The organism is Streptomyces sp. NPDC043996, assembly GCF_056435225.1.
The window spans coordinates 177032-202955 of the sequence record NZ_JBWKEY010000011.1 but is presented as its reverse complement, the minus strand read 5'-3'; the positions used below and the strand labels follow the sequence as shown (position 1 = coordinate 202955).

General features: G+C 72.3%; 20 protein-coding genes. 10 read left to right on the top strand and 10 right to left on the bottom strand.

All coding sequences use genetic code 11. The features are described from left to right. The first annotated feature begins 9 nt into the window (after positions 1 to 9). Entirely contained in the window at positions 10 to 3312 is a 3303-nt protein-coding gene (locus AC07A4_RS27910) for a caspase, EACC1-associated type (RefSeq protein WP_478603484.1), read from the top strand. 33 nt (positions 3313 to 3345) lie between these two features. Here AC07A4_RS27910 and AC07A4_RS27905 read toward each other — a convergent pair whose 3' ends face one another. The 3 genes from AC07A4_RS27905 to AC07A4_RS27895 form a co-directional block, all read right to left on the bottom strand. After that, entirely contained in the window at positions 3346 to 4905 is a 1560-nt protein-coding gene (locus AC07A4_RS27905; protein ID WP_478603481.1) for a PTS ascorbate transporter subunit IIC, read from the bottom strand. A gap of 30 nt (positions 4906 to 4935) precedes the next feature. Further along, the gene (locus tag AC07A4_RS27900) at positions 4936 to 5778 is read right to left on the bottom strand and encodes a PTS sugar transporter subunit IIAB (protein WP_478603478.1); all 843 of its coding nucleotides are present in this window, start codon (positions 5776 to 5778) and stop codon (positions 4936 to 4938) included. Between the two features lie 87 nt (positions 5779 to 5865). Continuing rightward, positions 5866 to 6558: a helix-turn-helix domain-containing protein gene (locus AC07A4_RS27895; protein ID WP_478603475.1), complete on the bottom strand. Its 693-nt coding sequence runs from the start codon at positions 6556 to 6558 to the stop codon at positions 5866 to 5868. A 281-nt stretch (positions 6559 to 6839) separates the two neighbouring features. Between AC07A4_RS27895 and AC07A4_RS27890 the strand changes: the two genes are divergently transcribed. Then, positions 6840 to 8204 (top strand): cytochrome P450, encoded by a 1365-nt coding sequence (locus tag AC07A4_RS27890; RefSeq protein ID WP_478603473.1) that lies wholly within the window; start codon positions 6840 to 6842, stop codon positions 8202 to 8204. Between the two features lie 67 nt (positions 8205 to 8271). Here the strand turns inward: AC07A4_RS27890 and AC07A4_RS27885 are convergent, their stop codons facing one another. Continuing rightward, complete coding sequence (locus AC07A4_RS27885) at positions 8272 to 9360, bottom strand: ABC transporter substrate-binding protein (RefSeq protein ID WP_478603471.1); 1089 nt, start codon at positions 9358 to 9360, stop codon at positions 8272 to 8274. A gap of 353 nt (positions 9361 to 9713) precedes the next feature. Between AC07A4_RS27885 and AC07A4_RS27880 the strand changes: the two genes are divergently transcribed. From AC07A4_RS27880 to AC07A4_RS27870, 3 genes are all read left to right on the top strand, one after another. Further along, positions 9714 to 11750 carry a WD40 repeat domain-containing serine/threonine protein kinase gene (locus AC07A4_RS27880; protein ID WP_478603468.1) on the top strand — a complete coding sequence of 679 codons (2037 nt, stop codon included), beginning with the start codon at positions 9714 to 9716 and terminating at the stop codon, positions 11748 to 11750. Between the two features lie 70 nt (positions 11751 to 11820). Next, entirely contained in the window at positions 11821 to 13944 is a 2124-nt protein-coding gene (locus AC07A4_RS27875) for a WD40 repeat domain-containing serine/threonine protein kinase (RefSeq protein WP_478603466.1), read from the top strand. Positions 13945 to 14326: 382 nt separating this feature from the next. Then, entirely contained in the window at positions 14327 to 16132 is a 1806-nt protein-coding gene (locus tag AC07A4_RS27870; RefSeq protein ID WP_478603463.1) for an ATP-binding cassette domain-containing protein, read from the top strand. A gap of 11 nt (positions 16133 to 16143) precedes the next feature. Here the strand turns inward: AC07A4_RS27870 and AC07A4_RS27865 are convergent, their stop codons facing one another. Beyond that, entirely contained in the window at positions 16144 to 16647 is a 504-nt protein-coding gene (locus AC07A4_RS27865) for a DinB family protein (RefSeq protein ID WP_478603460.1), read from the bottom strand. A 32-nt stretch (positions 16648 to 16679) separates the two neighbouring features. Continuing rightward, positions 16680 to 17306: a methyltransferase domain-containing protein gene (locus AC07A4_RS27860; RefSeq protein ID WP_478603457.1), complete on the bottom strand. Its 627-nt coding sequence runs from the start codon at positions 17304 to 17306 to the stop codon at positions 16680 to 16682. A gap of 106 nt (positions 17307 to 17412) precedes the next feature. On the opposite strand from AC07A4_RS27860, the gene AC07A4_RS27855 reads away from it, so the two are divergent. Both AC07A4_RS27855 and AC07A4_RS27850 read left to right on the top strand, forming a co-directional pair. Then, complete coding sequence (locus tag AC07A4_RS27855; protein ID WP_478603456.1) at positions 17413 to 17985, top strand: helix-turn-helix domain-containing protein; 573 nt, start codon at positions 17413 to 17415, stop codon at positions 17983 to 17985. Between the two features lie 175 nt (positions 17986 to 18160). After that, the gene (locus tag AC07A4_RS27850) at positions 18161 to 18922 is read left to right on the top strand and encodes a hypothetical protein (RefSeq protein WP_478603681.1); all 762 of its coding nucleotides are present in this window, start codon (positions 18161 to 18163) and stop codon (positions 18920 to 18922) included. Between the two features lie 49 nt (positions 18923 to 18971). Here the strand turns inward: AC07A4_RS27850 and AC07A4_RS27845 are convergent, their stop codons facing one another. Continuing rightward, positions 18972 to 20096 carry a PLL family lectin gene (locus AC07A4_RS27845; protein WP_478603454.1) on the bottom strand — a complete coding sequence of 375 codons (1125 nt, stop codon included), beginning with the start codon at positions 20094 to 20096 and terminating at the stop codon, positions 18972 to 18974. A gap of 366 nt (positions 20097 to 20462) precedes the next feature. Between AC07A4_RS27845 and AC07A4_RS27840 the strand changes: the two genes are divergently transcribed. Further along, positions 20463 to 21305, top strand: a complete 843-nt coding sequence (locus AC07A4_RS27840; protein WP_478603452.1) for an endonuclease/exonuclease/phosphatase family protein — start codon at positions 20463 to 20465, stop codon at positions 21303 to 21305. Between the two features lie 101 nt (positions 21306 to 21406). Next, on the top strand, positions 21407 to 22177 hold the full coding sequence (locus AC07A4_RS27835; RefSeq protein ID WP_478603450.1) for an alpha/beta fold hydrolase: 771 nt from the start codon (positions 21407 to 21409) through the stop codon (positions 22175 to 22177). A gap of 26 nt (positions 22178 to 22203) precedes the next feature. Here the strand turns inward: AC07A4_RS27835 and AC07A4_RS27830 are convergent, their stop codons facing one another. Together AC07A4_RS27830 and AC07A4_RS27825 are read right to left on the bottom strand one after the other, a co-directional pair. After that, a complete protein-coding gene (locus AC07A4_RS27830; protein ID WP_478603448.1) occupies positions 22204 to 22548 on the bottom strand; it encodes a DUF1036 domain-containing protein in 345 nt (114 codons plus the stop codon). A gap of 13 nt (positions 22549 to 22561) precedes the next feature. Then, positions 22562 to 22783, bottom strand: coding sequence for a hypothetical protein (locus tag AC07A4_RS27825; protein ID WP_478603447.1), 222 nt, complete (start codon positions 22781 to 22783; stop codon positions 22562 to 22564). Between the two features lie 495 nt (positions 22784 to 23278). On the opposite strand from AC07A4_RS27825, the gene AC07A4_RS27820 reads away from it, so the two are divergent. After that, the gene (locus tag AC07A4_RS27820; protein WP_478603445.1) at positions 23279 to 24289 is read left to right on the top strand and encodes a serine hydrolase domain-containing protein; all 1011 of its coding nucleotides are present in this window, start codon (positions 23279 to 23281) and stop codon (positions 24287 to 24289) included. Here the strand turns inward: AC07A4_RS27820 and AC07A4_RS27815 are convergent. After that, positions 24270 to 25922 (bottom strand): PucR family transcriptional regulator, encoded by a 1653-nt coding sequence (locus tag AC07A4_RS27815; protein WP_478603442.1) that lies wholly within the window; start codon positions 25920 to 25922, stop codon positions 24270 to 24272. The genes AC07A4_RS27820 and AC07A4_RS27815 overlap by 20 nt on opposite strands. Between the last annotated feature and the right edge of the window lie 2 nt (positions 25923 to 25924).

Below are 25924 nucleotides of genomic sequence, written 5' to 3'. Positions count from 1 at the left end.
CAGGATCGCATGTACCGGGCCCTGATCGTCTGCAACTCCCGTTATTCCAAGGACCCCGGCGCGCTCCCCGAGCTCAAGGGCCCCAAGGCGGACGGGATGCTGCTCCGGGACGCCCTCACGGACCCGGACACCGGCCTGTTCGAGCGCAGCGAGGTCACGTTGCTCGCGGAGGCCGACTCTCCGGAGATCCTCGGCGCCGCCGACGAGTTCTTCCACGCCGCCGAAGCGGACGACGTCCTGCTGTTCTACTACAGCGGCCACGGGCGCAGCCTCAGCCAAGAGCTGTTCCTGTGCGCGGCCAACACCCGGACGAACCGCCTTGAGTCCTCCGCCGTCGCCTCCAGCACCCTGTCCCGGATCATCACGCGGAGCTTCGCCCAGGTGAAGATCGTGATCCTGGACTGCTGTCACGGCGGCGGTTTCAAGGGCGGCAACGTCGCCGAAGGCCTGTCCGGCAAGGGACGGTTCGTCATCGCCGCGGCGTCGGCGGTGGACCAGGCGGGCGACGCGCCATCCCGAGGCGAGCCGAGCCCGTTCACGAAAGCACTGGTCGAAGGGCTGCTCACCCGGGCGCGGGACCGCGACGGCGACGGCTCGGTCGATCTCGACGACCTCTTCGCGCACGTGGCGGGCACCCGCTTCGACGGACACGAGCCGCAGCGCAAGTTCGACGGCGAGGGCGCGGTCCCCATCGCCCGCCGGGCCCTTGAGGCCGCGGCCGCCCCTGAGGACCCGCCGCCCTTCGCCGGGCCGGAAGGGCACTCGTCGACGACGCTCGTCCACCTGCCGACCACCGTCGCGTCACCCGCCCCTCAGCCCGCTCCCGCACGGGACAGCGTCGACGCCCTCCTTGAGACCGTCGTCCCGCACGCGGTCCTCGACCATGCCCGGGTCCAGGCGTTCCGGGACGAGCTGCGGGACGACGTCGCCGCCGCGCACCCTCCCCAGCTCACGACGAGCGAATTCCTGGCGCGCTCCGGTCTGGTGAAGGACGGCGGGCCGACGTTCTCCGGGGCGCTGCTCTTCGGCGAGAACCCGACCGCGGTGCTGCCCACGGCGGGGGTGCGGTGCGCGCACTTCCGGGGCACGGACAAGACCGACCCCCTGGTGAAGCAGCAGGAACTCCGCGGCACCCTCCCCGAACTGATCGTCCAGGCACGGGACTTCGTCGCCGCCGCCACCGTGCTCGGCGAACTGCCGACGGCGGAGTCCGCCCACACCGACGCGCTCCACCGCTACCCGATGATCGCGGTCCGCGAGATCATCGCCAACGCCGTGGTCCACCGCGACTACGCACGCGCCGACGCGTGTGTCTCCGTACACGTCTACGACGACAGGATCGAAGTGACCAGCCCGGGCGCCTGGGGCGGCGACGGCCACGCCGTGCCGGACGGCCAGCAGCGCCTGGGCACGCTGGAACGGCAGTCCCAGCCGCGCAACTTCCGCCTCGCGCGGGTCCTTTCCTGGGCGAAGCTGGTGGAGATGGTGGGTTCGGGGCTGCCGCGCTCGGTGGCGGACTGCCGTGCGGTGGGCGCGCCCGAGCCGGTGGTGCGCATCCGGCACGGCATGGTCACGGTGACCGTGTTCCCCAAGACCGGCCAGCCCGGCCGTATGGCGGAGCCCGTCCTGGCCCCCCGCGAGGCCACCGCGCCCACGGGTCGCGGGGAGCGGCGCAGCGGCATCGAACCGCCCAGGATCGCCGAGGTCTTCTGCCAGGATCCGAAGGGCAGGTTCACGCGCGGCACGGGATACCGGGTCACGAACGACACCGTGCTGACCGCCGCACACGTCGTGGCCAGAGCCGCCGTCATCAACCTGCGTTTCCCGGTCGGATACGCGACGTGGAGCACCACGGCCGAGGTGGCGGTGCGCGACGAGGCCAGGGACGTGGCCCTGCTGCGGTTCTCGCCCCCCAGTGAGGCCGAGGTCGTCACGTCCGTGCGCTTCGGACGGGTCACGTCGCGGCCCGCTCTGCTGCAGGTGGAGACGGTCGGTTTCCCCGAGTTCAAGATCCGCCGCGACGGCGGCAACGTGCCGCGGTCGGACCTGGCTCATCTCCACGGCACGACATCGAGTCTGACCAACGTCAGCAGCGGCACGCTGAGCATGCGCTTCACCCAGGCACCAGCTGAAGCGAGCGACGCGAGAAACCCGTGGGTAGGCATGGCCGGTGCTCCGGTGTGGGCGGACGGGCTGCTCATCGGGGTCGTCAACGCGATACTTCGCTCCGAAGGGCCGGGCACACTGATCGCCACCCGCGTCAACCGCTTCCTCGCCGACCCCGCCTCCGGCCTCCCCGGCCTGCTGGGCCTCCCCGAACCCCTCGACCTGCCCGAAGTCCCGGCACCCGAGCCGCAGCCCGTCTCGCCGTATCAAGCTCATGTGCACGACATCGCCCCGCAGCGGCTGACGCAGCGGGACAAGGAGCTCACGGTGCTCGGCGAGTTCTGCCGCGGCGACCTGCCCTACCTGGTGTTGCGGGGGCACCCCGGGTCGGGCAAGACGGCGCTGGCGGCGTGGTTCGCACTCCACCCTCCGCAGGACGTGGACGTGCTCGCCTTCTTCGTCACCGGCCGTCTGGCGGGCCAGAACGACAGCACCGCGTTCACCGACGCCCTCGTGGAACAACTCGGCGCCTACCTGGGCCAGGAACGCGCCGCCTCCGCGAGGCACACCGGGGCACTGGACGGGCTCCGCCGCCAGCTCCTGGCCGCCGCCGCACGCCAGGCCCACCAGGAACGCCGTCGGCTGCTGCTCGTCGTGGACGGCATCGACGAGGACATGGGACCGTCGTCCGGCCTGCCCAGCATCGCCTCGCTGATGCCGCCGAACCCGCCTCCCGGCCTGCGCCTGCTCCTCACGGGACGGCGGGTGCCGCTGCCGCACGACGTCCCGGCCGACCATCCCCTGCGGCTCTGCGCCGAGCAGCGCCTCGCATCCGCCTCCGACGCCACGTCAGCGGCGCGCGGGGCCAGCGCCGAACTCCTTGCGCTGCTCTCCGCTTCCTCGACCCAGCGCGACATCCTGGGCCTGGTCGCCATGGCCGACAACGGGGTCCCGCTGTCCGACCTGGCGGACCTGGTCGAGCTCGCGCCGTACGAACTGGCGCGGCTGATGAGCGGCCCGCTCGGCCGGTTGTTCGTCTTCTCCGACGCGGAGTCCCTCACCACTGGGCGGGTGCGGTTCGCGATCCCCACCTTGCGCGAGGAAGTGCGGCGGATGCTCGGGACACGGCTGATGGGCGCGTACGCACTGCGGGCCAGAGGCGCCCCCGCGCACGATCCGTGGGCGTCTCCAGAACCCCCGTTCTAGTACTCCCGCTCTAGTACTCCCGAACAGTCCGCCTCAGCCGTCGCCCGGCGGCGGAGGCGGCGTCGGCGCCCCCGGCGGCGGGGGGATCTTGCCGTACGCGGAGGTGGTCGGCGCCGGAGCGGCGGCAGGCGGCTCCTCGGACCCCAGCAGTGCCTCGCGTCGCGCGCCCGGGTCCCAGCCCGTCTCCACGACCCGCTTCTGCACGACGATGGCCCCCACCAGGATCACCGCGCCGATCAGCAGCATCAGCACGACCCCGGCCACGGTCCCGGCCTTCGCGGCGTTGCCGACGAGTGAGCCGAACCAGCCGAAGTCCGAGTCGCCGAACGTCGTGTTCTCCTTGCCGAACGCGCCGAGGACCTTCAGGAGCAGCGCGGGCAGGAAGGTGATGAGGACGCCGTTGAGGAACGCGCCGACGACGGCGCCGCGCCGTCCACCGGTGGCGTTGCCGTAGACGCCCGCCGCGCCGCCCGTGAAGAAGTGCGGCACAAGACCGGGCAGGACCAGGGCGAGCCCGAAGGCCGGATCGAAGATCCAGGTGAGCAGCCCGAGGCTGATCAGACCGCCGACGAAGCTGGAGATGAAGCCGATGAGGACGGCGTTCTGCGCGTACGGGAAGACGATCGGCGCGTCCAGCGAGGGCACCGCGCCCGGCACCAGTCTGTTCGCGATGCCCTGGAACGCGGGCACGAGTTCGCCGAGGATCGTACGGACACCGAAGAGGATCACCGCGACGGCGATGCCGAACTGCAGGCCCTGCATGACCGACTGCATGACGTAGGCGCCGACGTCGGGTGCCGCGGGCCCGCCGTCGGTGGCGAACGCCTTGAACGCGGTCTCCTTGCCCACCTTGGCGAGGAACACGAGCGACATGATCAGGTAGATGAGGACCATGGACAGCGCGGTCGCCACCATCGAGTCCCGCAGGAAGCGCAGGCCTTCGGGCAGCCTCATGTCCTCCGTGGAGCGGCTGCGCCGCCCGACGACCTGCCCGGTGGCTCCGGCGACGACATAGCCCGTGGTGCCGAAGTGGCCGATCGCGACGGTGTTGTTGCCGGTGACGCGCTTGGTCCAGGGGTGGGCGAAGGCGGGCATCGCGACGAGCATGACGCCGAGCAGGACGCCGCCGACGACGACCACGACCCAGGAGCGCTGCCCGGCCGTGGCGAGGACCATCGTCAGGAGCGTCGCCATGAACAGCATGTGGTGGCCCGTCAGGAAGACGTAGCGCAGCGGGGTGAAGCGGGCAAGGGCGAGGCTGACCGCGAAGCCGAGGATCATCAGCCAGGCCACCCGCGAGCCGTACTCGGCCTGGGCGATGCCCACGATGGCCTCGTTCGTCGGGATCACGCCGTGCGCGCCCGTCGAGCCCTGGATCATCTCGCCGAGCGGGGCGAGGGCGGCCACCACGAGGCCCGCGCCCGCGCCGATCAGCAGGAATCCGAGGGTCGCCTTGATGGCGCCGCCGAGGACCTGGCCCGCCGACTTGCGCAGCGCGACGAGACCCGCGGCGGTGATGAGTCCGATCAGGTACGCGGGCTGGCTGAGGATTTCGTTGACCAGGAACTTCGCTACGGATACCAGCCAGTCCACGGCGCCCTGCCTCTCGCTGTCGCGTGCCGGTCACACGTCGTACGTGTCACGCAGCACCTGGTCGGCCTCCGCCAGGGAGGTGAAGTCGTCGACGACCTTCACGGGGACGCCGACGTCGCCGAGGGTCCGTGCGATCTCGCGGGACGTGAGGATGGCGACGGCCTCCCCCGCCTTGCCCTTGGCGGAGATGGTGTCGGTCGCTTCCACGGTCACGTACCGGCTCCAACCCCAGTGGTCGAGGACCTGTTCCAGGGTGTTCTTCAGGAACAGGCTGGTGCCCAGGCCGTTGCCGCAGACGGTGAGGATCTTGTGTACGGTCCGACCGCCGCCACCGTCACGACCGCCGCGACCGGCGTGCGCCTCACCGGCCGCCGCCCCGCCCTCCGGTGCGGCACCGCCCGCCGCCGCTCCGCCCTCCGGCGGCCCGTCGCCCGCGAGCAGCGCCCACAGCGCCTGCGGCGTGGGCGCGTCGCGCAGCGCACGGCCGGTCTCCGGGTCGGCCAGGAGCCGGGCCAGCGAGGCCATCGCCTCGGTGTGCCGCGCGGCGTCCCGCGCGGCCAGTGCCACGACCAGGTCGACCGGGTCGTTCGTGTCGTGCCCGAACTCCACCGGCCGCGCCAGGCGCGCCCACGACATGCCCGTGCGAAGGACCGCGGGCGAGGGGCGGGCGTGGGCGAAGGCGAAGCCGGGCGCGAGCACGATGTACGGGCCGTTGTCGACGACGCTCTGGACCATCTCCGCGGTGTACGCCTCCGTAGCGCTGCCGGTCGTCACGAGCAGGTCCCCCGCGGCGCGGACGGCACCGCGCCAGTCCTCGACCGTGACGTCGAGGCGGATCGCCTCGACGGGCAGCAGCGCGCTCACAGACACCATGGACCTGATCGTTCCACAGGCCTCGGGGCCCGGCAGAAGTGCGGGCCGAACGAGGGCGACGCGCTGGTGAGGCCGAGGGCGGCGGCCTCAGCGCGGGCTCGCGCCGTGGAGCCTGCGCAGGTTGGCGCCGAGCAGGCGGGCCGCGCGCTGGGCGGAGGCGACGGTGGTGCGCAGCTGGCGCGCGTCGGGGACCCCCACCCCGACCGCGGCGACGACCCGGCCCGATGTGGTGTGCACCGGTGTCGCCAGGCACATGAGCCGCTCGTCCCCGTCGTACTCGTGGAACTCCGCGCCGTGTCCGCGCGCCCGGTTCAGACGGCGCGTCCACTGGGCCATGGAGTGGCCCGGGGCCGGATCACCGGGCGGCCCGAAGGCGCCGAAGACGACGTCCGCCGCGCTGTCGCGCGGCAGGGTCTGCCCCGGCAGGTGCGGGAACAGCTCAGGGACCTCCCCGGGGATGCCGTGGATGACGGTCATGCCCGCGGCGGACGGGGCGACCACGCAGACGGTGGCCCCGGTGGACGCCGTCAGCTGACGCAGCGGCAGGTCGGAGGCCCTGGCCAGCAAGCGGTGGGGGTGCCAGGAGCCGTCCAGGCGCGCGATCGTCGGGCCCATGCGGTAGCGGCCCCGGCGCTGCTCCACCGCGCCGAGGCCGCTGAGCTGGGACAGCAGCCGGTGCACCGTGGACTTCGGCAGGCCCGTGCCCACCGCGAGATCGGTCAGGCGTGCCTCACCGAGGCGACCGAGTTCCTCCAGTATCGCGAAAGCCCCCTCCAGCACCCCGCGCCCCGCTGGAGCGCCTGTCCCCTGGTGCTGGGGCTGTGTGCGCGAGTGCTCCACTGCCCTCCCTCCCTGCCGTCGGCCGAGGAGCCGCGGGTTCCGCTGGACGGAACCGAAGGTGCGGGAGCCGCCGCGGCTCCCGCACACTGAGCGAGCCGTATCACGGTAGCGGGCCAACAGCGTTACGCGCGTGGGGAGTTGCCCCGTAAACAGCGGAAACAGCGGAAACAGGACAGGGCAGCGGCCTCGCCGGACTGAACAGCAGCCTCCCAAGGAGACCCATGGCCACCCACACGATCGCCCGCGCCCCAGGCGCCTTGCCGCTGGCCGGTCACGCTCCCCGCATGCTGCGCGATCCGCTCGCGTTCTTGTCGTCCCTTCCGGCCCGAGGAGACCTGGTCAGCGTCCGGTTCGGGCCCATGGAGGTCATCGTGGTGTGCGAGCGGGAGCTGACTCGTCAGCTGATGCTCGCGGACCACGCCTACGACAAGGGCGGCCCCTGGTACGACCGCATCCGCGAAACCATCGGCAACGGCCTTGTCACCTGCCCCCACAGCGCGCACCGCCGCCAGCGACGGCTGATCCAGCCGTCCTTCCACCCCGCCCGTCTTCCCGGGTACGCCCACACGATGATCGACCGGGCCACGGCGCTCGGCGACGGCTGGCGCGACGGCCAAGTCCTGGACGTACCCTCGCAGATGCTCGCCCTCACCATGAGAGCGCTGCTGCGGAACCTCTTCTCCAGCGACCTCTCCCCGCGCACGGCCGACGCCGCGATGGACGACCTCGCCACCATCCTGCACGGCATCTACCGCCGCACCATGCTGCCATCGGCCCTCAACCGCCTGCCCACGCCCGGCAACCGCCGCTACCACGCGGCGGGCCGACGGCTGCGCCGCACCCTGCGGACGCTGATCGCCGCGCAGCGGGACAGCGGCACCGACCGGGGCGACCTGCTGTCGGCGCTGCTGGCCGCCCGGGACGACACCCGCGACACCGGCGCCGCGCTGGCCGACGCCGAGATCAGCGACCAGCTCATCACGTTCTTCGCCGCCGGGTCCGAGACGACGGCCACCACCCTTTCGTGGTCGTTGCATCTGCTCTCCCGGCATCCGGAGGCCGAAAGGCGCCTGCACGCCGAGGTCGACTCCGTCCTGGCCGGTGCCTCCCCGGCGGGCCTGGAGGACCTGGACCGGCTGCCGTTCACCAGCCGTGTGATCCGCGAGACGCTACGGCTCTATCCGCCGGTCTGGATGGTCACCCGCGAGGTGACGGCCGACACCTCGCTGGCCGGTCACCTCGTCCCCGCGGGCTCCGCCCTCATGCTCAGCCCGTACCTCCTGCACCGCCAGAGCGACGTCTACCGCGACCCCGAACGCTTCGACCCCGACCGCTGGGACAGTGCCGCGCACCCGCAGCCGCCCCGCCACGCGTTCATCCCCTTCGGCCTCGGCCCGCGCAAATGCGTCGGCGCCCAGTACGCCACGACCGAGGCCGCCCTGGCCCTGGCCACCCTCACCAGCCGCTGGCGCCTTTCCGCGCTCCCGAACGCGGAGGTGCGGCCCGTCGCGCACACCTCACTCAGCCCCAAGGCGCTGCGCCTGCGCGTCACCGCCCGCGCCCGACCGCGCCCGGAACGCCCGTGACCGGGCACGCCATGCCGCGCGGCCTTCCCCTGAACGACCCGGGCCAGGCCCGCCGCGGGACGCCCGCTCAGCCTGAGTGAAGGACCCGGAAGCGATCCGGCGCCGCCGGGTCCCGGTCGACGACTTGGAGGGGCGGACCGGCCCACTGCCAGGCGCTGACGCCCGCCACCCGAGAGAACTCGATCGTCCCACGGGTGCCTGCTACGGCGACGCCCGACCAGAATCCGGCCGTACGGGCCCGGTCCGTGCCGTGCGCGCGCAGCACATCGGCGAGGACGGCGACCGTGTCGTAGCCCTCGAAGGCGACGAAGGAGGGCGCTTCGCCCAACCGCTCGCGCAGGGCCGTCTCGACGCGTGCGCCGAGCGGGCCGAACCGCTCGGGCAGATACCGCAGGAACGGGACCCCGGCGCTGTCGTCGCCCAGCGCCGTCCGCCATCCGGTGAACTCCGGTTGCCCGGCCGGAGCACCCATCATCACGTGGGCGAGCCGCTGGTCGCGGCGGACGGCCTTGACGATCGGCACGGCCAGTTCCGGGGCGCCGACCAGCAGCAGCAAGGCCGTCGCCCGGTGGTCGGCGAGCGCGTCGCACAGGGCCGTGGGGGTGAGCTCGCGCATGTCGAGTTCGACGACGGTGCCGCCGCGGGCGGCGAGGTGGTCGCGCAGGATGCGGGTCCCGGACGCCCAGTACACGCTCGGCTGGGTGGCTATCGCGATGTGGCTGTGGCCCGCGCCGAGGAGGAAGTCGGCGTAGAGGCGCCAGCCTCGGGACTGCGGCGGGGCGAGGCGCGCGACCCAGTCCGTGGGCTGTTCGGTGAGCGCGTCGAGGACCGCCGAGGAACAGAGGAACGGCAGCCCGAGGGCATCGGCCCTGGCGGCAGCGGTACGCGCGACGACGCTGTGGTACTCCCCCGCCAGCGCGGCCACACCCATGCGGGCCAGTTCGTCCACGGCCGCGGCGGCCCTCTGCGGGTCGGCCGCGGTGTCGCGGACCACCAGTTCGAGCGGCCTTCCGCCGACCCCGCCACCGTCGTTGACGTCGCGTACGGCGAGTTCGAGCCCGGCGAGGAGATGCTGTCCCGCCTCGACCCAGCCGGGCGGGGTCAGCGGCACGAGAGCGCCGATCTGGACGGGCGATGGTGGCGTGTTCCTGCGCATGCCGGTCATTCCATACACCACCGCCGCCATCGGGCAACCGATTATCCGTACGGCATGGTGCCCCGGGCGCGGACGGGCTCCGTCGGCTGCTGAAGCGGGGGTGCCGGGGTGCCCGGCGCGATGCGGCTGGACGGTGCCGGGAATGTCCAGGGCAGTGGCCACGGCGGCCAGTTCGGCCCCGAGCCCCGAGCACCAAGCACCTGGCCACGAGCCCCAAGCCCCAAGCCCCACGGTCAGGCAGGTGTCAGCCGGTGCGGACCGGCGGGAGAATTCACGCTCCCGCCCCCTCCCGCATCCGATCATGGTTCAATTCCGTGCGTGATCACACGTATACCTGGAAGGCCCGCGTAGCCATGGTGGAGCCTCTGGCGCCCTCGGATCCCCAGTTCATCGGCCCGTACCGGCTCGAAGGGCGGCTCGGTGCGGGCGGCATGGGGCAGGTCTTCCTCGGGGCCTCGGCGGCCGGGCGCAAGGTCGCGCTGAAGGTCATCCGGCCGGAGCTCGCGGACACCGCGCAGTTCCGCGCGCGGTTCGCCCGCGAGGTCGAGGCGGCCCGGCGGGTCGGCGGCTTCCACACCGCCCAGGTCGTCGACGCCGACCCGGGGGCGGCATCGCCGTGGCTGGCCGCCGAGTACATCGCAGGACCCACGCTCCAGCAGGTCGTCACCACCCACGGCCCGCTCGCCCCCGATGCCGTGCTCCGCCTCGGCGCCGGAATCGCCGAGGGTCTCGCCGCGGTCCACCGCTGCGGTCTCGTGCACCGGGACGTGAAGCCCGGCAACGTCATCCTCGCCGCCGACGGCCCGCGCATCATCGACTTCGGCATCGCGCACTCCCCCGACGCCGGACCGATGACGCAGACGGGCACCGTCATCGGCACCTACTCGTACATGTCGCCGGAACAGATCCGCACCCCGGCCCAAGTGACGCCCGCCAGCGACGTGTTCTCCCTCGGCTCGGTGCTCGCCTTCGCCGCCACCGGCCGGGGCCCGTTCGACGCGACGACCGTCCCGGCGATCATCCACCGGGTGGCGAGCGAGGCGCCCGTACTGACCGGCATCGTCGAGGGCGGCCCGCTGCACGCCCTGGTCTGCCACTGCCTCACCAAGGACCCCGCCGGGCGCCCGTCGACCTCGGAGCTCCTCCACCGGCTCGCCGTCACGGCCCCCGCCATTCCTGCCGTGCCGCCCGTGCCGCCGGCCATGCCCCCGCTCCCGGCCACCACTCCCAGCGGCGGCCGTCCTGTCCGGCGCCGCTCCCTGCTGTTCGGCGGGCTCGGTGCCGCCGCGGGCGCGGTCGCCGTGCCCGTCGCCGTCGCGCTGTGGCCCGAGGACGAGCCGACGGCCTCCGACCCGAAGGGCGAGCCGAAGGCCAAGCCGAAGGCGAGCAAGCGCCCCGACCGGGACGTCACCAAGCCCGTCGGTGAACTCAAGGGCCACGACGGGGACATCGAGAGCCTCGCGGTCAGCAGGGACGGAAGGTTCCTCGCCACCGGCGGCTACGACAAGACGCTGAAGCTGTGGGACCTCACCGCGCGCCGCGAGAAGGCCACCTGCGAAGGCCACGCCGACGCCGTCCAGTCGGTGGTCTTCAGCGCCGACGGCGCCACCGTGTACTCCGGAGCCTTCAAGGAGCTGCTCGCCTGGGACACGAACAGCGGGGCGGCCAAGGACGAACTGGCCACGTACAAGGGCGAGTTCGACTACGTCAGCTGCCTGGCCATGAGCCCGGACGGCAAGACCCTCGCCGTGGGCGTCGGCAGCCGGATCGAGCTGATGGACCCGCGCTCGGGCCGGGTCCGCGAGACCCTCGAAGGGCACACGGGGAGCATGAACTGGGTCGCGTTCAGCCCGGACGGCAAGACCCTCGCCAGCGTCGCCGCCGACGTCGGCAAGAGCGGCATCCGGCTGTGGAACACGCGGAGCGGCCGCTCGCTGAAGACGCTGCGCGACGGCGGCGAGAAGAACTACTCCGAGGTGGCGTTCAGCCCCGACGGCAAGACCCTCATCGCCAACGGCCCCGGCATCCAGCTGTGGGACGTGGCCGCCAAAAAGCTCACCAGGAAACTCACCGACGACCACGAGTACCTCGCCAGCGCTGCCTACCGGCCCGCCAGCGCGGGGACTTCAGGCAAGGCGATCGTCGTGGGCGGCGGCAGTTACGTCGAGATCGAGGAGACCGACACCGTCGGCCGCACGGTGAGCGTCTGGGACGCGGACAGCGGGAAGCGCACCACCACCCTGGTCGTGGGCGATCCGAAGACCCCCCTGCGGGCCTCCGTCGAACGCCTCGTCTTCACCCCGGACGGCAAGACCCTGGCGGGCCTGTTCCTGCCCGCGGCCAACGAAGACGAGGCCAAGCCGTCGGTCCAGCTGTGGCAGCTGCCGTAGCAGGCGGCCCCGGACAGACCCCTCACACCCTCCGCCCCCTCCGCCCCACCCTTCGCACCGGACGGTACCCATGGACGCACTCAGACCCGACGACCCGCGGTGGGTCGGCCCCTACCGCCTGGACGGACGCCTCGGCGAGGGCGGCATGGGCTCGGTCTTCCTCGGTACGTCGCCGGGCGGCCGGAAGGTCGCGGTCAAGCTGATCAAGCGGGAGCTCGCGCTGGCCCCGCAGTTCCGGGAGCGCTTCGCGCGCGAGGTGGACGCGGCCCGGCGGGTCGGCGGCTTCCACACCGCCCAGGTCGTCGACGCCGACCCGGGGGCCGAGTCCCCGTGGCTGGTCACGGCGTTCGTCCCGGGCCCGACGCTGTACGAGGTCGTCGCCAAGGACGGGCCGCTGGACGCCACCGCCGTGCTGCGCCTTGGCGCGGGGCTCGCGGAAGGGCTCGCCGCGATCCACAAGTGCGGCCTGGTGCACCGGGACCTGAAGCCCGGCAACGTGATCGTCGCGGACGACGGGCCGCGCATCATCGACTTCGGCATCGCCCGCGCCGTGGACGCCAGCTCGCTGACCACGACGGGCACCGTCATCGGCACCTACTCGTACATGTCGCCGGAGCAGATCCGCGCCGACCGGGCGGAGGCGGCGAGCGATGTGTTCTCGCTCGGCTCGGTGCTCGCGTTCGCCGCGACGGGGCGCGGTCCTTTCGACGCGCCCACCCTGATCGAGGTCGTCCAGCGCATCCTGGACGAGGCGCCTTCACTCGACGGCATCGACGACGGCGCGCTGCGGGAGCTGCTCGACGCGTGCCTGGACAAGGAGCCCGCGGCGCGGCCCGCCGTCGACGAGCTGCCCGCGCGGTTCGCGGCACGGGCGGGCGAGGGCGGGGGTGCGGCCGCGGCGCCGCGCCCGGTGGGCTCCGGCCCGGCGGATCCTCGTATCCCCACGCCCACACCCACACCCACGCCTGTCGCGAGCACCCCCGCGGCGGCCGCACCCGCGCAGCCGACCCCGGCCGCCTCGGCCGCCTCGCCCCCGCCCTTGACCCACCCGCCGACCCTCGCCGCACCCCCCACCGCCCCGCCGCCGGGGTTCGGACCGCTGAGCACCACCGTCGGCGCGAGCGACGCGCCACGCCCGGGCAAGGTGTCGCGGCGCACACTCCTGTTCGCCGGTCTCGGCACGGCGGCCGCCACGGCGGTCGGAGTGCCGATCCTGATGCGAGGCGACAACAGCGACGACAAGTCGGGCGGCTCGTCCGGCGCCGACGACAAGCACGGTTCCCCGTCGGGCTCTTCGAAGCCGGACGGAGCCAAAGAGGCGCTGCGCCTCAAGGGCCTCCCGGGGGTGCGGGCGCTCGCCTTCAGCAAGGACGGCAAGATGCTGTACGGCACCGGCAACAACGCCATCTGGCGCTGGAACCCGATAACGGGCGACGGCACTCCCGTCCGTATCGGAACACCGGGGTTCTTGCAGCCCGCGGTGTTCAGCCAGGACCTCCGCCTCCTGGCCAGGGCCGAGAGGAACAAGGTCCGCATCTGGGACACCGCCACCGGAAAGACCGTGCGCACGTTCACGCTGCCCACCGAGAAGGGGCCGAGCCAGAAGGGCTGGCCCACGGGCCTGGCCATCAGCGCGGACGGCGAGACGCTCGCCGCGAACACCCCGGAGGGCCTGCACATCTGGGACCTGTCGTCCGGCGCGGACAAGGGCGGCTCGACCAGCGCGCCCGGTGGCCCCGTGGCGATCCGCGGCGACGGCCGGATGCTGGTCACCGGGCACCCCCTGCAGACGCTGACCCTCGCGGGCAAGGCCACCGGCACGGTCAAGGACAGCGACGGCGTCAACGCCGTCGCCTTCAGCCCCGACGGGAGTCTCCTCGCTTACGGAACGCTCGGCGGCAGCCTCGTGGTGTGGAACATCGACTCCCGCTCGGAGGTCTTCCGCATCGAGGACCAAGGCCACATCGCGGCCCTCGCGTTCCACCCGAAGGGGCGCCTCCTGGTCGGCGGCGGCGACTCCTCGATCGTCCGCGTGTGGGACACGGTCGCGGGGAAGGAAGTCCGCCGCCACAAGTGCCCCAACGCGGTGGAGACGGTGGCCGTCAGCCCGGACGGCAAGAAGATGGCGATCGGCCTCGACATGGCCGTCGACTACGACGCCAAGGACTCGGTCCTGCTCTGGGACCTGCCCTGAGACGGCTCTGATGCGGCTCTGAGTGTGGAGTGCCGAGTCGGTCGTGATGCTCCACGTCGTCTCTCGGCGTTTCGGCCACTGATCGTCACCGGCCGGGCCCGATGCCGTAACGGTCGGTGCATCCGGCAGTCGCCGCGAACCGCGAGTTAGAGCGCTCACCGCTCCGTCCGAAACACGTGTGTTCGAAATCCTGACGTGCGTCGTTGACTCCGGCATCCGCCCTTCGGGGCCCCAACGCCGTTCAGGAGGTACGCAGTTGAGCACGCGCAAACCCCCGAGCCCGACAGCCGCCACGAGCACGACAGGCACCACAGGCACGACCGTGACCGAGGGGCCGCCTCCTCCGCCGCCTCCGGCCGATCTCCGTCTGGACGCCAGGGACGTGAAGAACCGCCTTGAGGGCATCACGCTCGGCACGGTCGTGCGCCGTCTGCCCGGGGCGGTGGCGTGGACGATGAAGATGGCCTGGCAGGTCGACCGGGCGGCGGTGATCCTGCTCGGGGTGTGCCAGCTCGTCGCCGGAGTCTCCCAAGCGGTGCTCCTTGCCGCGACCGCCCGCGCCATGGGCCCGCTCCTCGGCGGCGCGGACGCGGGCGCGCGGATCGAGGCCGCGCTGCCCGCGCTCGCCGTGGTGGTGGCCGCCGCCGCGGTGGCCCGGGTGTTCACCGTCCTCGGCTCCTACGCCGCCGGCCGCGTCACGCCGAAGCTGACCACCGAGGCCGACACCCGGTTCGTGGAGGCGATCTGCCGGGCGGAGCTGACCGCGATGGAGGAGCCGGACTTCCACGACGAGAAGACGGCCGCGCAGGCCGGGGTGTCCCGCACGACGAGCCTGGTCACGGACGTCCAGCGGGGCATGTCGGCGCTCATGCAGATCATCGGCGCCGTGGGGGCGCTGACCGTGCTGCACCCGGTGCTGCTGCCGCTGGTCGTCCTCGCGGTCATCCCGGCCGGGGTCGGCGAGGTGCTCGCGGCGCGCATCATCTACCGCACGCACCAGGACAACCGGTCCGACCAGAGCGTGCGGCACATGGTGTGCTGGTGGGCCACGCACCCGAAGTTCGCCACCGAGGTCCGCGCGAACGGCATGACCGGCTACATCAAGTTCTGGTACGACGCGATCTCCCGGCGCATGGACGCCCGTACCATCGCGGTGGCCCCGCGCAAGGCCCGCACCATCCTGGCGGCCTCCGCGGTCGGCGGCCTGTTCCTGGCCCTGATCTGGGCGGTGCTCGCCCATCTCACCATCCGCGGGCACATCGGCCTGGCCGTCGCCGGAACCGCCGTCGTCGGCCTGCGCACCGTCATCGGCGCGCTGGGCGACGTGGTGAGCTACGCGGCCAACGCCCTCAACACCGGCATGTACCTGGAGGACCTGCACCGCTTCCTTCAGCGCGCCGAGAACGCCGCCTGGAGCCGGGGCACCCGCGTACCCGAAGCCCCGGCCGTGGTGCGGGTCGACACCGCGTCCTACAGCTACCCGTCCAAGGACCAACCCGCCCTCGACGAGCTCTCGCTCACTCTCAAGCGCGGCGAGGTCATCGCGGTGGTCGGCGTGAACGGCGCGGGCAAGTCCACGCTGATGAACCTGATCACCGCCGTCACCCTCCCCGACAAGGGCCGCGTCCTGTGGGACGGCGTCGACACCCGCGAACTCGACGCCGACGCCGTCTGGTCACACACCGGCGTCGTCACCCAGGACTTCGCCAAATGGCCGCTGCGCGCCCGGGAGAACGTCACCCAGGGCCAGCCGCGCACCCACCACGACGCCCCCGTGTGGGAAGCCGTCGACCAAGTCGGCCTGCGCGCGGCGATCGAGGAACTGCCCCACGGCCTCGACACCCTGCTGGCGCGGGAGGTGTTCGGCGGAGCGGAACTCTCTGGCGGCCAGTGGCAGCGCTTCGCCTGCGCCCGCGCCCTCTACCGCCGGCCCGCCCTGCTCATCCTGGACGAGCCCACCAGCCAGCTCGACGCACGCGGCGAGCACCAGATCTTCACCGCCCTGCGCCAGCTGCGCGCCGACCGCATCACCGTCATCGTCACCCACCGCCTCGACAACACCCGCCTGGCCGACCGTGTCCTCGTCCTCGACCAGGGCCGCATCGCCGAACAGGGCACCTTCGACGAACTCCGCGCCACTCCCGGCTCCCTGTTCGCCGAGCTCTACGCCCTCTCCCAGGACCGCTGAACCACCGTGTATCAGCGCCCGGTCGAGCCGTCGATCAGTTCGCGGAGGATGTCGGCGTGGCCCGCGTGGCGGCCGGTCTCCTCGATCATGTGGGCGAGCGCCCAGCGGACGGACGGGGCGGGTTTGCCGGGCTGGGGACGCGGGAGCGGCGCGTCGAGGTCGACGCACTGGTCGAGTACGTCGTTGGCGCGCCCGACCGCGTCCCGGTAGCGGGCCACGACGTCGGCCACGGTGTCCGCTGGCGCGGCCTGGAACGTCGCCTGCCAGTCCGTGACCGCCTCCCCGAGGAAGAGGGCCCGCTCGACGGACGTCAGGTGGTGGAGCAGGCCGAGCAGGTTGGTGCCTGAGGGGACCGCGGGGGTACGGACCTGCGGTTCGGCGGCCCCGTCGACCTTCGCGGCGATCGAGGCGCGGAGGTAGTCGAGGAATCCGCGCAGGACCTCGGCCTCGCCGCCGCCGGTGCGGGGCGGCGGAGTGTCGCGTCGGCCGCGGCGTGCGGGGGTGGGGGTGGGCATGGTGTCTCCTTCGTTGAGAGGCTCCGGTGGTGTCAGGTGGCGCGCCGGATCACCAGGACGTGGTCGGTGACGTCGGCGGTGCGCCCGTCCGGGCCTGTCGCGGTGCGGCGCCGCGCGTCGGCCCGCTCGACCGTCCATGCCCCGGGGTCCAGGGCCAGTTCCCCGGCGACCTCCCGCGGGGCCGGGTACCGGACGTCGGGCTCCTGGTTCCATGACCAGGGCGCCGTGGAGCCGTGGTCGACGACCAGCAGCCGTCCGCCCGGGCGCAGCGCGTGCGCGGCCGCACGCAGGACGGCCGCGCGGTCCAGGTCGAAGGGAGTGTGCAGGTAGTGGGCGCAGATCAGGTCGAACGCGCCGTCCGGGAAGGAGGTGCGCAGGTCGTGCCGCGTGGCGGTGACCTGGTCGCCGAGGCCGTGCGAGCGGGCGAGGGCGGTGAGCCGCTCGACCGCGACGGCCGATACGTCGACGGCCGTGACCCGCCACCCCTGGCCGGCGAGCCAGAGCGCGTCGCCGCCGCCTCCGCAGCCGAGGTCCAGGACGTCGCCGGGCGGCAGGCCCGTGACCGTCTCGGTGAGGCGGGCGTTGGGCCGTGGCCCGCTGGCCGCCGGTCGGGCCGCGTAGAAGCCGTCCCAGAAGGTGGCCGCTTCGGTGGTGTGCATCAAGACTCCTCTGCCGGGGTGGAGACTGCTCTGGCCGGGCGCGCCCAGTGTGGAAGGGGCCGCCGCGATCCGGCACGCGATCTTGCGGTTCTGGCAAGATGACCACGTGGAGCGGCAGCCGGACGACGACGTCCTTGACGCGGTGGGGCCGCGGCTTCGAGCGCTGCGCCGTGACCGCGGCCTCACCCTGGCCGACGTCTCGGCGGCGATCGGTGTGTCGGAGAGCACCCTGTCCCGCCTGGAGAGCGGGCAGCGCAGGGCGAGCCTGGAACTGCTGCTTCCGCTGGCCCGCGTCTACGACGTGCCGCTGGACGACCTGGTCGGCGCCCCGCGCACCGGCGATGCCCGCATCCACCTCAAGCCGGTCCACCGGTTCGGCATGACCTTCGTACCCCTGTCCCGGCGCCCTGGCGGGGTCCACGCGTTCAAGCTGATCATCCCCGCCCGGCCGGAACCGCTCGCTCCGACCCCGCAGACCCACGAGGGCGTCGAATGGCTCTACGTGCTCAGCGGCCGCCTGCGGCTCGTGCTCGGCGAGCGCGACCTGACGCTGCCGCCCGGCGAGACGGCCGAGTTGGACACCGCGCAGCCGCACTGGCTGGGCAGTGCCGACGGCGGCGCGGTCGAGTTGCTCATCCTGTTCGGCCATCAAGGGCTGCGGGCGCGGGGGCGCGCCTGACGCTCAGCACCCGGCTCGGGACCCGCTTGGAGGGTTCCGAGGCGAGCGCTGATGCCTGATCGTGATCCACGGGTGCACAACCCCGGAGGGACCCTGGCTGTCTGAAAAGCGCCGGAGGACGGCTCTCCGGTGCCTTTCAGTACAGAGATACAGGGATGGAAAGATCGTGGATCAGGTGGGCAAGAAGGTCTGGAGAGCTGTCGTGGCCGGTGGCGCGGCGGCGGTGTTCACGGGCGTGGCCGCGGTGCCGGCCGGAGCGGCCGAGGGCGGGGCCTCCTTCACCCGCGTCCAGGTGAACGGCGGCAAGCCGATCGTGATCGGGCTGAAGGAGGTCACGGTGCCCGCCTCCTTCCGGATGGCGACCACCCGCAAGTGGAAGGGGCCGGTGGTGTTCCTGTACCGCGGCACTACGGACAACTCACTGTGGCATGGCATCGGAACGAGCGACTGCAACGAGGTGAGCCGGGGCGTCTGCGACTTCGACGAGACGATGGACTTCGACCCCAGCATGTGGGACATGCGCAACAGCGATGTCGGAGCCTGGAAGGTCGCGGCCAAGGTGTCCTTCAACGGCGGCGACAGTGACACGGACCCCAAGGGTCTGACCGCCCACGTCAAGCGCGCATCGCGCCTGAGTGTGAACGCCGCGCCCGAGCCGGTGTCCAAGGGCAAGACCCTCACCGTGACCGGCAAGGTCACGCGGGCCAACTGGGAGACGAAGAAGTACGCCTCCTACGGAAGCCGCCTGGTGAGCCTGCAGTTCAAGCCGAGCGGGGCCACCTCCTACACCACGGTGAAGAAGGTTCGCGCAGGCGGCTCGGGGGCTCTCAAGACGACCGTGAAGGCGTCCAAGACGGGCGCGTGGCGCTGGGCGTACTACGGCAACACCACCACCGGTCCTTCGACTTCGGCCGCGGACAACGTCGTGGTGCGGTAGCACGCGGGCCGCCGGGCCGTGCCCGGCGGCCTGTTCGGTGGGTGCCGCCCTACGGCAGCGACCACCAGTTGACCCACAGGTCGGAGTCATCGGTGATGACGAACGCGTACGGACGCTGCGCGGCGCTGGGGTTGTCCTGCATGGTGAGCGCCTCCCCGGCGCGCTCGATGACGCGCCCTGGCGGGGTGTTCTGCGCCGCCCACTGCCAGGCCTTGCCGTCCCACCAGTTCACGTACAGCTTGGAGTCGTCGGCGATGACGAAGACGTACGGGCGGGTGAAGGCGTTCGGGTCGTCCTTCATCGTGACCACGCCGACCGAGTCGAGGATGAGCCGCCCGCTCGGCGCGCCCTGCGCGCTCCACTGCCAGGTGCTGCCGTCCCACCAGTTCACGTACAGCTTCGAGTCGTAGCCCTGGACGAAGGCGTACGGGCGTTGCTGCGCGTTCGGATCGTTCTGCACGCTGATGACGCCAACGCCCTTCTTCACCGGCTGGCCCGACGGCGCGCCCTGGTCGTTCCAGTGCCACGCGCTGCCGTCCCACCAGTTCACCCAGACCCGGGAGTCCTCGGTGATGACGAAGGCGTACGGGCGGGTGAAGGCGTTCGGGTTGTCCTTCATGGTGGTGACGCCGAGGGGGCGCGAGATGGTGTGGCCCGGCGGCACGCCGTGGTCGCTCCAGTGCCACTTGCCGCCGTCCCACCAGTTCACCCACAGCCGGAAGTCGTCGGTGATGACGAAGACGTACGGACGCTGCTTCGCGCTCGGGTTGTCCTGGACGGAGACCACCCCGACGCCCTCGCGCACCAGCCGCCCGCTCGGCGCGCCCTGGTCGGTCCAGTGCCACTTGCTGCCGTCCCACCAGTTCACGTACAGCTTGGAGTCGTCGGTGATGACGAAGGCGTACGGCCGCTGCTGCGCGGTCGGGCTGTCCTGGACCGTGATGGCCCCGACCTTCTCAAGGACGGTGCGCCCGGCCGGTGCCCCCTGGTCGCTCCAGTGCCACGCCTTGCCGTCCCACCAGTTGACGTGCAGACGCGAGTCGTAGCCACGCACGAAGACGTACGGCCGCCGCACGGCCTGCGCGTCGTCCTTCATGGTGACGGCGCCCACCGTGGCCCGGACACCGATCGCCGTGGTGGGCCGTGCCTGGTCGTTCCACTGCCATGATCCCATCGCGTTCCCTCTCCGGCCCTCGCCCGGCTGGAGCCGGCGGGGCGTGCAGAAGTGAGACGTGCTCTCAAGGCCCCGGCGCCGCGGCGGGCGGGCACCGGGATGCGGGGACGGGTCCGGCCGGGTCCCGTGACGTTTCTCGTGCGCACACTCTGGCATCGCCTCGATGAGCTGTCATCGCCGCAGAAGCGCAGAAGGCGGCTCACTGGCGTGTTTCGGACATGTCAGATGGCGACCGGGTATGCCCCGGGGCGGAGGCCAGCGGCGACGAGATCCAGTACGCCGCGTGTGCCGCCGACAGCCCCTCCCCTAGCCTCGCGTCTGGAGACGTCATGTGATCCTCTAGGTATTCACGGTGAGGAGGCGGCGGTGCTCGGAGTAGGTACGCGATGGCTCGCGGGCGCCCTGACCGTGGCGTGCGCGGTGCTCATCGGCCCCAGCGCGCCGAGCGGTTCCCTCTTCGTCAGGCCCTTGCCCGTCGACGCCGCGCGGGATGTCGTACCGCACCGCGTCATGACGTGGAACATCTGCAACCCCTGCAATCAGAGCGGTCACAACGCGGGCCGGGCGGCGGAGATCGCCACGTACGCGCCCCAGGTCATCGGGATGCAGGAAGCGTGTGTGCGGGACGTCGAGGAGATCCGGGACTATCTGGAGGGCCTCTACGGGCTGGTGTACCACGTCGAGTACGGGTCGGTCCTCGGGAACCGGGGCCGCTGCGGGGGCACGCCGTGGAATCCGGGGGGCTTCGGCCAGGCGCTGCTCTCGGCGGCGCCCATGACGGACCGCGTCACCGCGGAGTACCCCGACGGCGGCTCCGAGGACCGCGGGTACATGGCCGTCACGACCGAGGTGGGCGGCGAGCCCGTCCGGGTCTTCAACACGCACCTCGCCCAGCGGCAGCAGGAAGCCGTCCGAGCGGACCAGACCCGGGTGCTCGCCGCGGAGGTCGCCCGCTACGACCGCGCGATCGTCCTCGGCGACTTCAACGCCGTGCCGTACGCCCCCGAGCTGTCCCGCATGTGGGCACTGGCCGCGGATACGGACCCCCAGTGCCGCCCCGCTTCCACCGGCGCCTGCGAGCCGACCACCGACTGGCAGAGCAAGTTCGACTACGTCTTCCTGCGCGGAATCGCCTCGCGCGAGCACCGTGTGCGGGCCAGCCCGTACTCGGACCATCACCTGCTGTACGCCGACGTGGACCGGAATTAGGCAGCGCCTCGCCTTTCCCCTCATTCCTGAAAGGGAGCGGCAAAGGACCGCGGCGGATTATTCGTTGGATTCGATCACGGCGGCGGAGCTAGCGTGCGCGCATGCGTGACTTCTTCGCAGTTGATCAGCGGCGGTTGTCGTTTCTGGACTCCGGCGGTCCGGGTCTCCCGGTGCTGGCCCTCCACGGGCATTACAACGAGGCGTCGGTGTTCGCGGGCCTCGCCGAGGCGCTTGCGCCGCAGTGGCGACTGATCGCCCTGGACCAGCGCGGGCACGGCGAATCCGACCGCGCCGAAAGCTATCACCGGGCTGACTACGTCGCCGACGTCGCGGCCTTCCACCGTCATCTGGGGCTCGGCCCGGTGCCGGTCCTCGGCCACTCGATGGGCGGCGTGAACGCCTTTCAGTACGCCGCCCGGCACGCGGGCCAGGTCACCGCTCTCATCGTCGAGGACGTCGGCGCCGTGGTGAACGCCGACTCGACGCTGGCCGAGCAGCTGCCGCGCAGGGCGCCCTCCCGGGAGGCGCTGGCCTCGGCCATCGGCGCGACGGCGCCCTATCTCGCGTGTGTCTTCCGCGAGTTCGACGACGGCTGGGGGTACTCATTCGACATCGAGCACCAGATCCGGTCCCACAAGGCCCTCACCGGCGCGTACTGGAGCGACTGGGAGTCGGTGACCTGCCCGACCCTGCTGATCCGGGGAGCGGACAGCCCCGTCCTGGAGCACGAACACGCCCGGGAGATGATCGCCCGCCGGGGTGCCGGGGCCCGGCTGGTCGAACTTCCGGCCGGGCACGTCGTCCACCTCGACGCGCCCGGCCAGTTCGCGGCCGCCGTGCGCACTTTCCTGTCCCAACTGCCCAAGGAGTAAGGGGCGTCGGCGGCCGCGCGGGCGCCTCACGGAGTCAGACGGATGGTCCAGTTCGCCGCTCCGTTGATGTCCTTCTCCCGCATGCCGATGTTCATCGACGGGTTGCTGGCGACGTCCGGGCACCAGTCGAAGACCGAGTAGGGCACGTTCTCGGCGAAGGGCCCCGCCCACTGCGCGCCGTCCACGGCGAAGGCGTACCAGTACCAGTACCGGTTGACATCGGCGAGGTTTCCGCCGTACGCCACCTTGGACTCGCCCGGGGCGATGACCCACCAGCCCTTCCTGCGCCACGGGGTCGGCCGGCAGTTGCGGTCCAGGAACTCGATCATCACGTTGACGGTACTGGAGTACCCGTTCTCGAAACGCAGCACTGCGATTCCCCCTTCAGTCCGCTTCGCGGGGAAGCCGCCGGACCGCGGGCCCGGCCTCTTCCCCTTCCGGCCCCAGATCCGCGGGCAGGCCGGCCATGCCGGGCCGCTCCTCGCTCACCCCGGACACCTTCTCTTCCCGCGCCGCCGGGCCCACCTGGGCCAAGGCGGCCGCCAGTTGCTGGGGATCCACGTCCGAGGTGGGGTCCACTTCGGCGTTCGCCGAATCACCGGCCATGAGCTGACACTCCCTTCGCGTCACACCTGCACTGCGCCCTCTCGATTTCCCGGTGCGATCGACCGTTACCGGAATCGCAGGCTATCCAGGTGACGATAGGGGAAGAAAGGAGAGTTCCGTCCAGCGGAACACGTCAGGGAAATTCCGAGGGCTGCCGCCTCGCGCCGGTCACATAACTCTGATCGCACTCCAGTCCGACTGGCCCGCATAACAGAGCGAACGGCGCGGCCCATTGGCCGAGCGCACACATCGCGAGCGGAATCCCTGGATGGGCGCCGCATGCGCGCGGTCGGCCAGGCACCGACGCTGTGCCTATCCGGTTGAGCCGCACCTGACCGCGCCAGAGAAGCGCAAGAAGGAGAACTCATGCGACGTAGGACAAGCGCTGTCGCCGCCCTGGCGGTCGCGGTCCCTTTGCTGACCGCGCCCGCCGTTTCGGCCACTTCGCACGCTTCGGCCACTTCAGCCGCGGGATCGGGGTGTGACACGAGACCCGTGCAGGCAGCGCTCAAGGAGTTGAAGGGCGTCGGCGCCTCAGGGATCAGCGTGTCCGTGCGGAGTCCGCGCTGCGGCGTTCTGAACAGGGGGGTGGGCCTGGCCGACCTCACCACGGGCCGCAAGGCGGTCGGCAACGAGCACAGCCGCATCGCCAGCAACACGAAGACCTGGGTGGCCACCGTCGTGCTCCAGCTCGTCGGCGAGGGCAGGTTCAGGCTCGACGACACCGTCGACCAGCACCTCCCCGGCCTGATCCGCACCCGGCACTACGACGGGCGCGAGATCACGATCAGGCAGCTGCTCCAGCACACCAGCGGCCTTCCCGACTACCTGGACGCGCCGTTCTGGAAGGACGAGCTGGCGCACCGCTGGGACCACATCGAACCCTTGCGGACCGTCAAGCAGGCGCTGAAGCTGCCCCCGCCCGAGGACAAGCCCTTCTCGTACTCCAACACCAACTACAACCTGGCCGGCCTGATCGTCAGGAAGGTCACGGGACGCGGTATCGGCACCGAGATCGACCGGCGGATCGTCAAGCGCCTCGGGCTGCGCGACACGTACTGGCCCGGCGACCGGACCACGCTGCCGAAGCCGGACCTGCGCGGCTATGTGAAGCGGTCCGGGAGGCTCCTGGACTGGACGGAGTGGAACACCTCCGGCGCCGACGCGTCGGGTGCGCTGGTCTCCACCGGCGCCGACGTCACCGTCTTCTGGTCCGCGCTGATGTCCGGGAAACTGCTCGCCCCGGCCCAGCTGGCCGAGATGAAGCGGACCGTGCCCGACCCCACGGTCCCGGGCGCGCGCTACGGCCTGGGAGTCGAGCGCTACGAGCCCGCCGCGGGCCTGGTCACCTGGGGGCACAGCGGCTTCATGGAGACCGGCCACAAGCTCAGGAACGCCGTCACCGACGACGGCCGCCGGGCCGTGACCCTGCTCATCGGCTCGGAGGAGTTCAAGGAGGACAAGGTGGACTCCGTCCTCCGCGCGCTCATCCGCGACCTCCGCTGACCGGGGCGGGCGGCCCGGCCCCATCCGGCCGGGAGCGCTCGGACAGGACCCTCGACTGCAGCCAGAGGACGAGCCGTTCATCGGGGTCGTCCAGGTCGATGCCGAGCTGCCGGCCGATCTGCTTCAGGCGGTAGCGGCACGTGTTGGGGTGGATGGAGAGCTCCTTGGCCGCTCCGGCCACGTCACAGCCCGTGCCGAACCAGGCGGCCAGGGTGCGGGCGTAGTCGGTGCCGTGGTCGGCGTCCGCCGCGAGGACCTGCCGCCAGGCGCCCGCCCGCAGCGCCCGCCGCTCCCGCATCACATCGGCGAGGCGCAGCAGCGTCACCCGGGCACGCACCTCATCGACCGAGGCCACCGGCAGCGAGTCGTCAAGGAGCCGCAGCACGAGTTCCGCGTCCGCGCGGGATTCCGCCACTCCGCAGGGGTCCGCCACCTCGGCGAGGTGCGCCGTTCCGCCGAGGTCCGCCACCTCGCCGAGTGCCGCGCGTACGGGCGCCCGCAGGGACCGTCCGGCCCGGTCCGCGATGTCCTCCGCGAGGCGCCGGTGGCGCCGGTCGGCCGTCCGCCGTTCCCCCGGGGCGCGCTCCCCGCCGCGCTCCCCCGGCGCGGGCAGCAGCGCGTACACCGTCCCGTCCAGGAGCACGCACGCGTGCCGCCCGTAACGGGCCTCGCACTGCAGGCGTACGACGTCCAGGAGCCGCAGCGAGGCCCGCTCGGCGTCCGGCAGGCTCGCCGTCAAGTCCAGCGCGAACGCGGCCACGCGGACCGCGTCCCACCCCAGGCGGCGCGCCGCGTCCGAGGGGCTCGCCGAACCCTCCAGGAGGCGGCGCACCAGGTCGGTGTTCTGGTCGCGCACCAGCTCCTGGGCCACGCGGGCGCGCAGCAGCAGGAGCGCGGCCGTGGACGCTCCCTGGGCCAGGGTCTCCTCGGCGCCCTCGGCGAGCGTGCCGCCGTCGACGACCCAGATCGCGCCGAGGGTCTCGCCTCCGGCCCGCACCGCGCCCGCGAGCCGCGGCAGGGTGTTCGCGGTGAGCGGGGGAAGGCGTACCGGTCCGGCCGAGCCGAGGACCCGCCGGACCTGGTCGGCGTTGTCCACGCCGTCGGGGACCCGCAGGCCGAGGATGCCCTGGCGGCGGTCCTCGTCGACCGGCTGTCCTGGCACGGTGGAGTAGGCGAGGATGCGCTGGCGCGGGTCTTCCACGGCCGTCGCCCCGCCGGTCGCCGTCGCGATCGCGTCGGCCAGCGCGAAGAGGTCCCCCAGGCCGCCGTCGAGGGCCGAGCGGGCGCCGATCGCCGAGGCCAGCGTCAGGTGCACCTGGTGCCAGGACGCCTCCTCGTCCAGGGCCAGCAGCGCCACGCCGTGCGTCTCGGCCTCGCCTGTCGGCCCGTCCGCGCCCCGCACCACGACTCCGGTCATCCCGGCCCCGGCCGCGGCCCGCACCAGCGGTCCCGCCGCGGCCGCCCGCACGCCGACCGCGAGCAGCAGGGCCCCGGGGGCCCTGGGGAGCGGGGCGTGCGCGTCGTAGAGCAGCACGTCGGTGACCGGGGCGGCCCGTCCTGCGGGCGCGGTGCGCAGCCGCAACGCGAAGCTGCCGACAGCGTCCATCAGGGCACCGAGCGTACAGACGTCCACAC

Bases quoted from the DNA above. Each gene is read 5' to 3' on its own strand.
- AC07A4_RS27910 (WP_478603484.1), top strand. From the start codon at position 10: ATGTACCGGGCCCTGATCGTCTGCAACTCCCGTTATTCCAAGGACCCC.
- AC07A4_RS27900 (WP_478603478.1), bottom strand. From the start codon at position 5,778: ATGGTGTCTGTGAGCGCGCTGCTGCCCGTCGAGGCGATCCGCCTCGAC.
- AC07A4_RS27890 (WP_478603473.1), top strand. From the start codon at position 6,840: ATGGCCACCCACACGATCGCCCGCGCCCCAGGCGCCTTGCCGCTGGCC.
- AC07A4_RS27885 (WP_478603471.1), bottom strand. From the start codon at position 9,360: ATGCGCAGGAACACGCCACCATCGCCCGTCCAGATCGGCGCTCTCGTG.
- AC07A4_RS27880 (WP_478603468.1), top strand. From the start codon at position 9,714: ATGGTGGAGCCTCTGGCGCCCTCGGATCCCCAGTTCATCGGCCCGTAC.
- AC07A4_RS27875 (WP_478603466.1), top strand. From the start codon at position 11,821: ATGGACGCACTCAGACCCGACGACCCGCGGTGGGTCGGCCCCTACCGC.
- AC07A4_RS27865 (WP_478603460.1), bottom strand. From the start codon at position 16,647: ATGCCCACCCCCACCCCCGCACGCCGCGGCCGACGCGACACTCCGCCG.
- AC07A4_RS27860 (WP_478603457.1), bottom strand. From the start codon at position 17,306: ATGCACACCACCGAAGCGGCCACCTTCTGGGACGGCTTCTACGCGGCC.
- AC07A4_RS27845 (WP_478603454.1), bottom strand. From the start codon at position 20,096: ATGGGATCATGGCAGTGGAACGACCAGGCACGGCCCACCACGGCGATC.
- AC07A4_RS27835 (WP_478603450.1), top strand. From the start codon at position 21,407: ATGCGTGACTTCTTCGCAGTTGATCAGCGGCGGTTGTCGTTTCTGGAC.
- AC07A4_RS27825 (WP_478603447.1), bottom strand. From the start codon at position 22,783: ATGGCCGGTGATTCGGCGAACGCCGAAGTGGACCCCACCTCGGACGTG.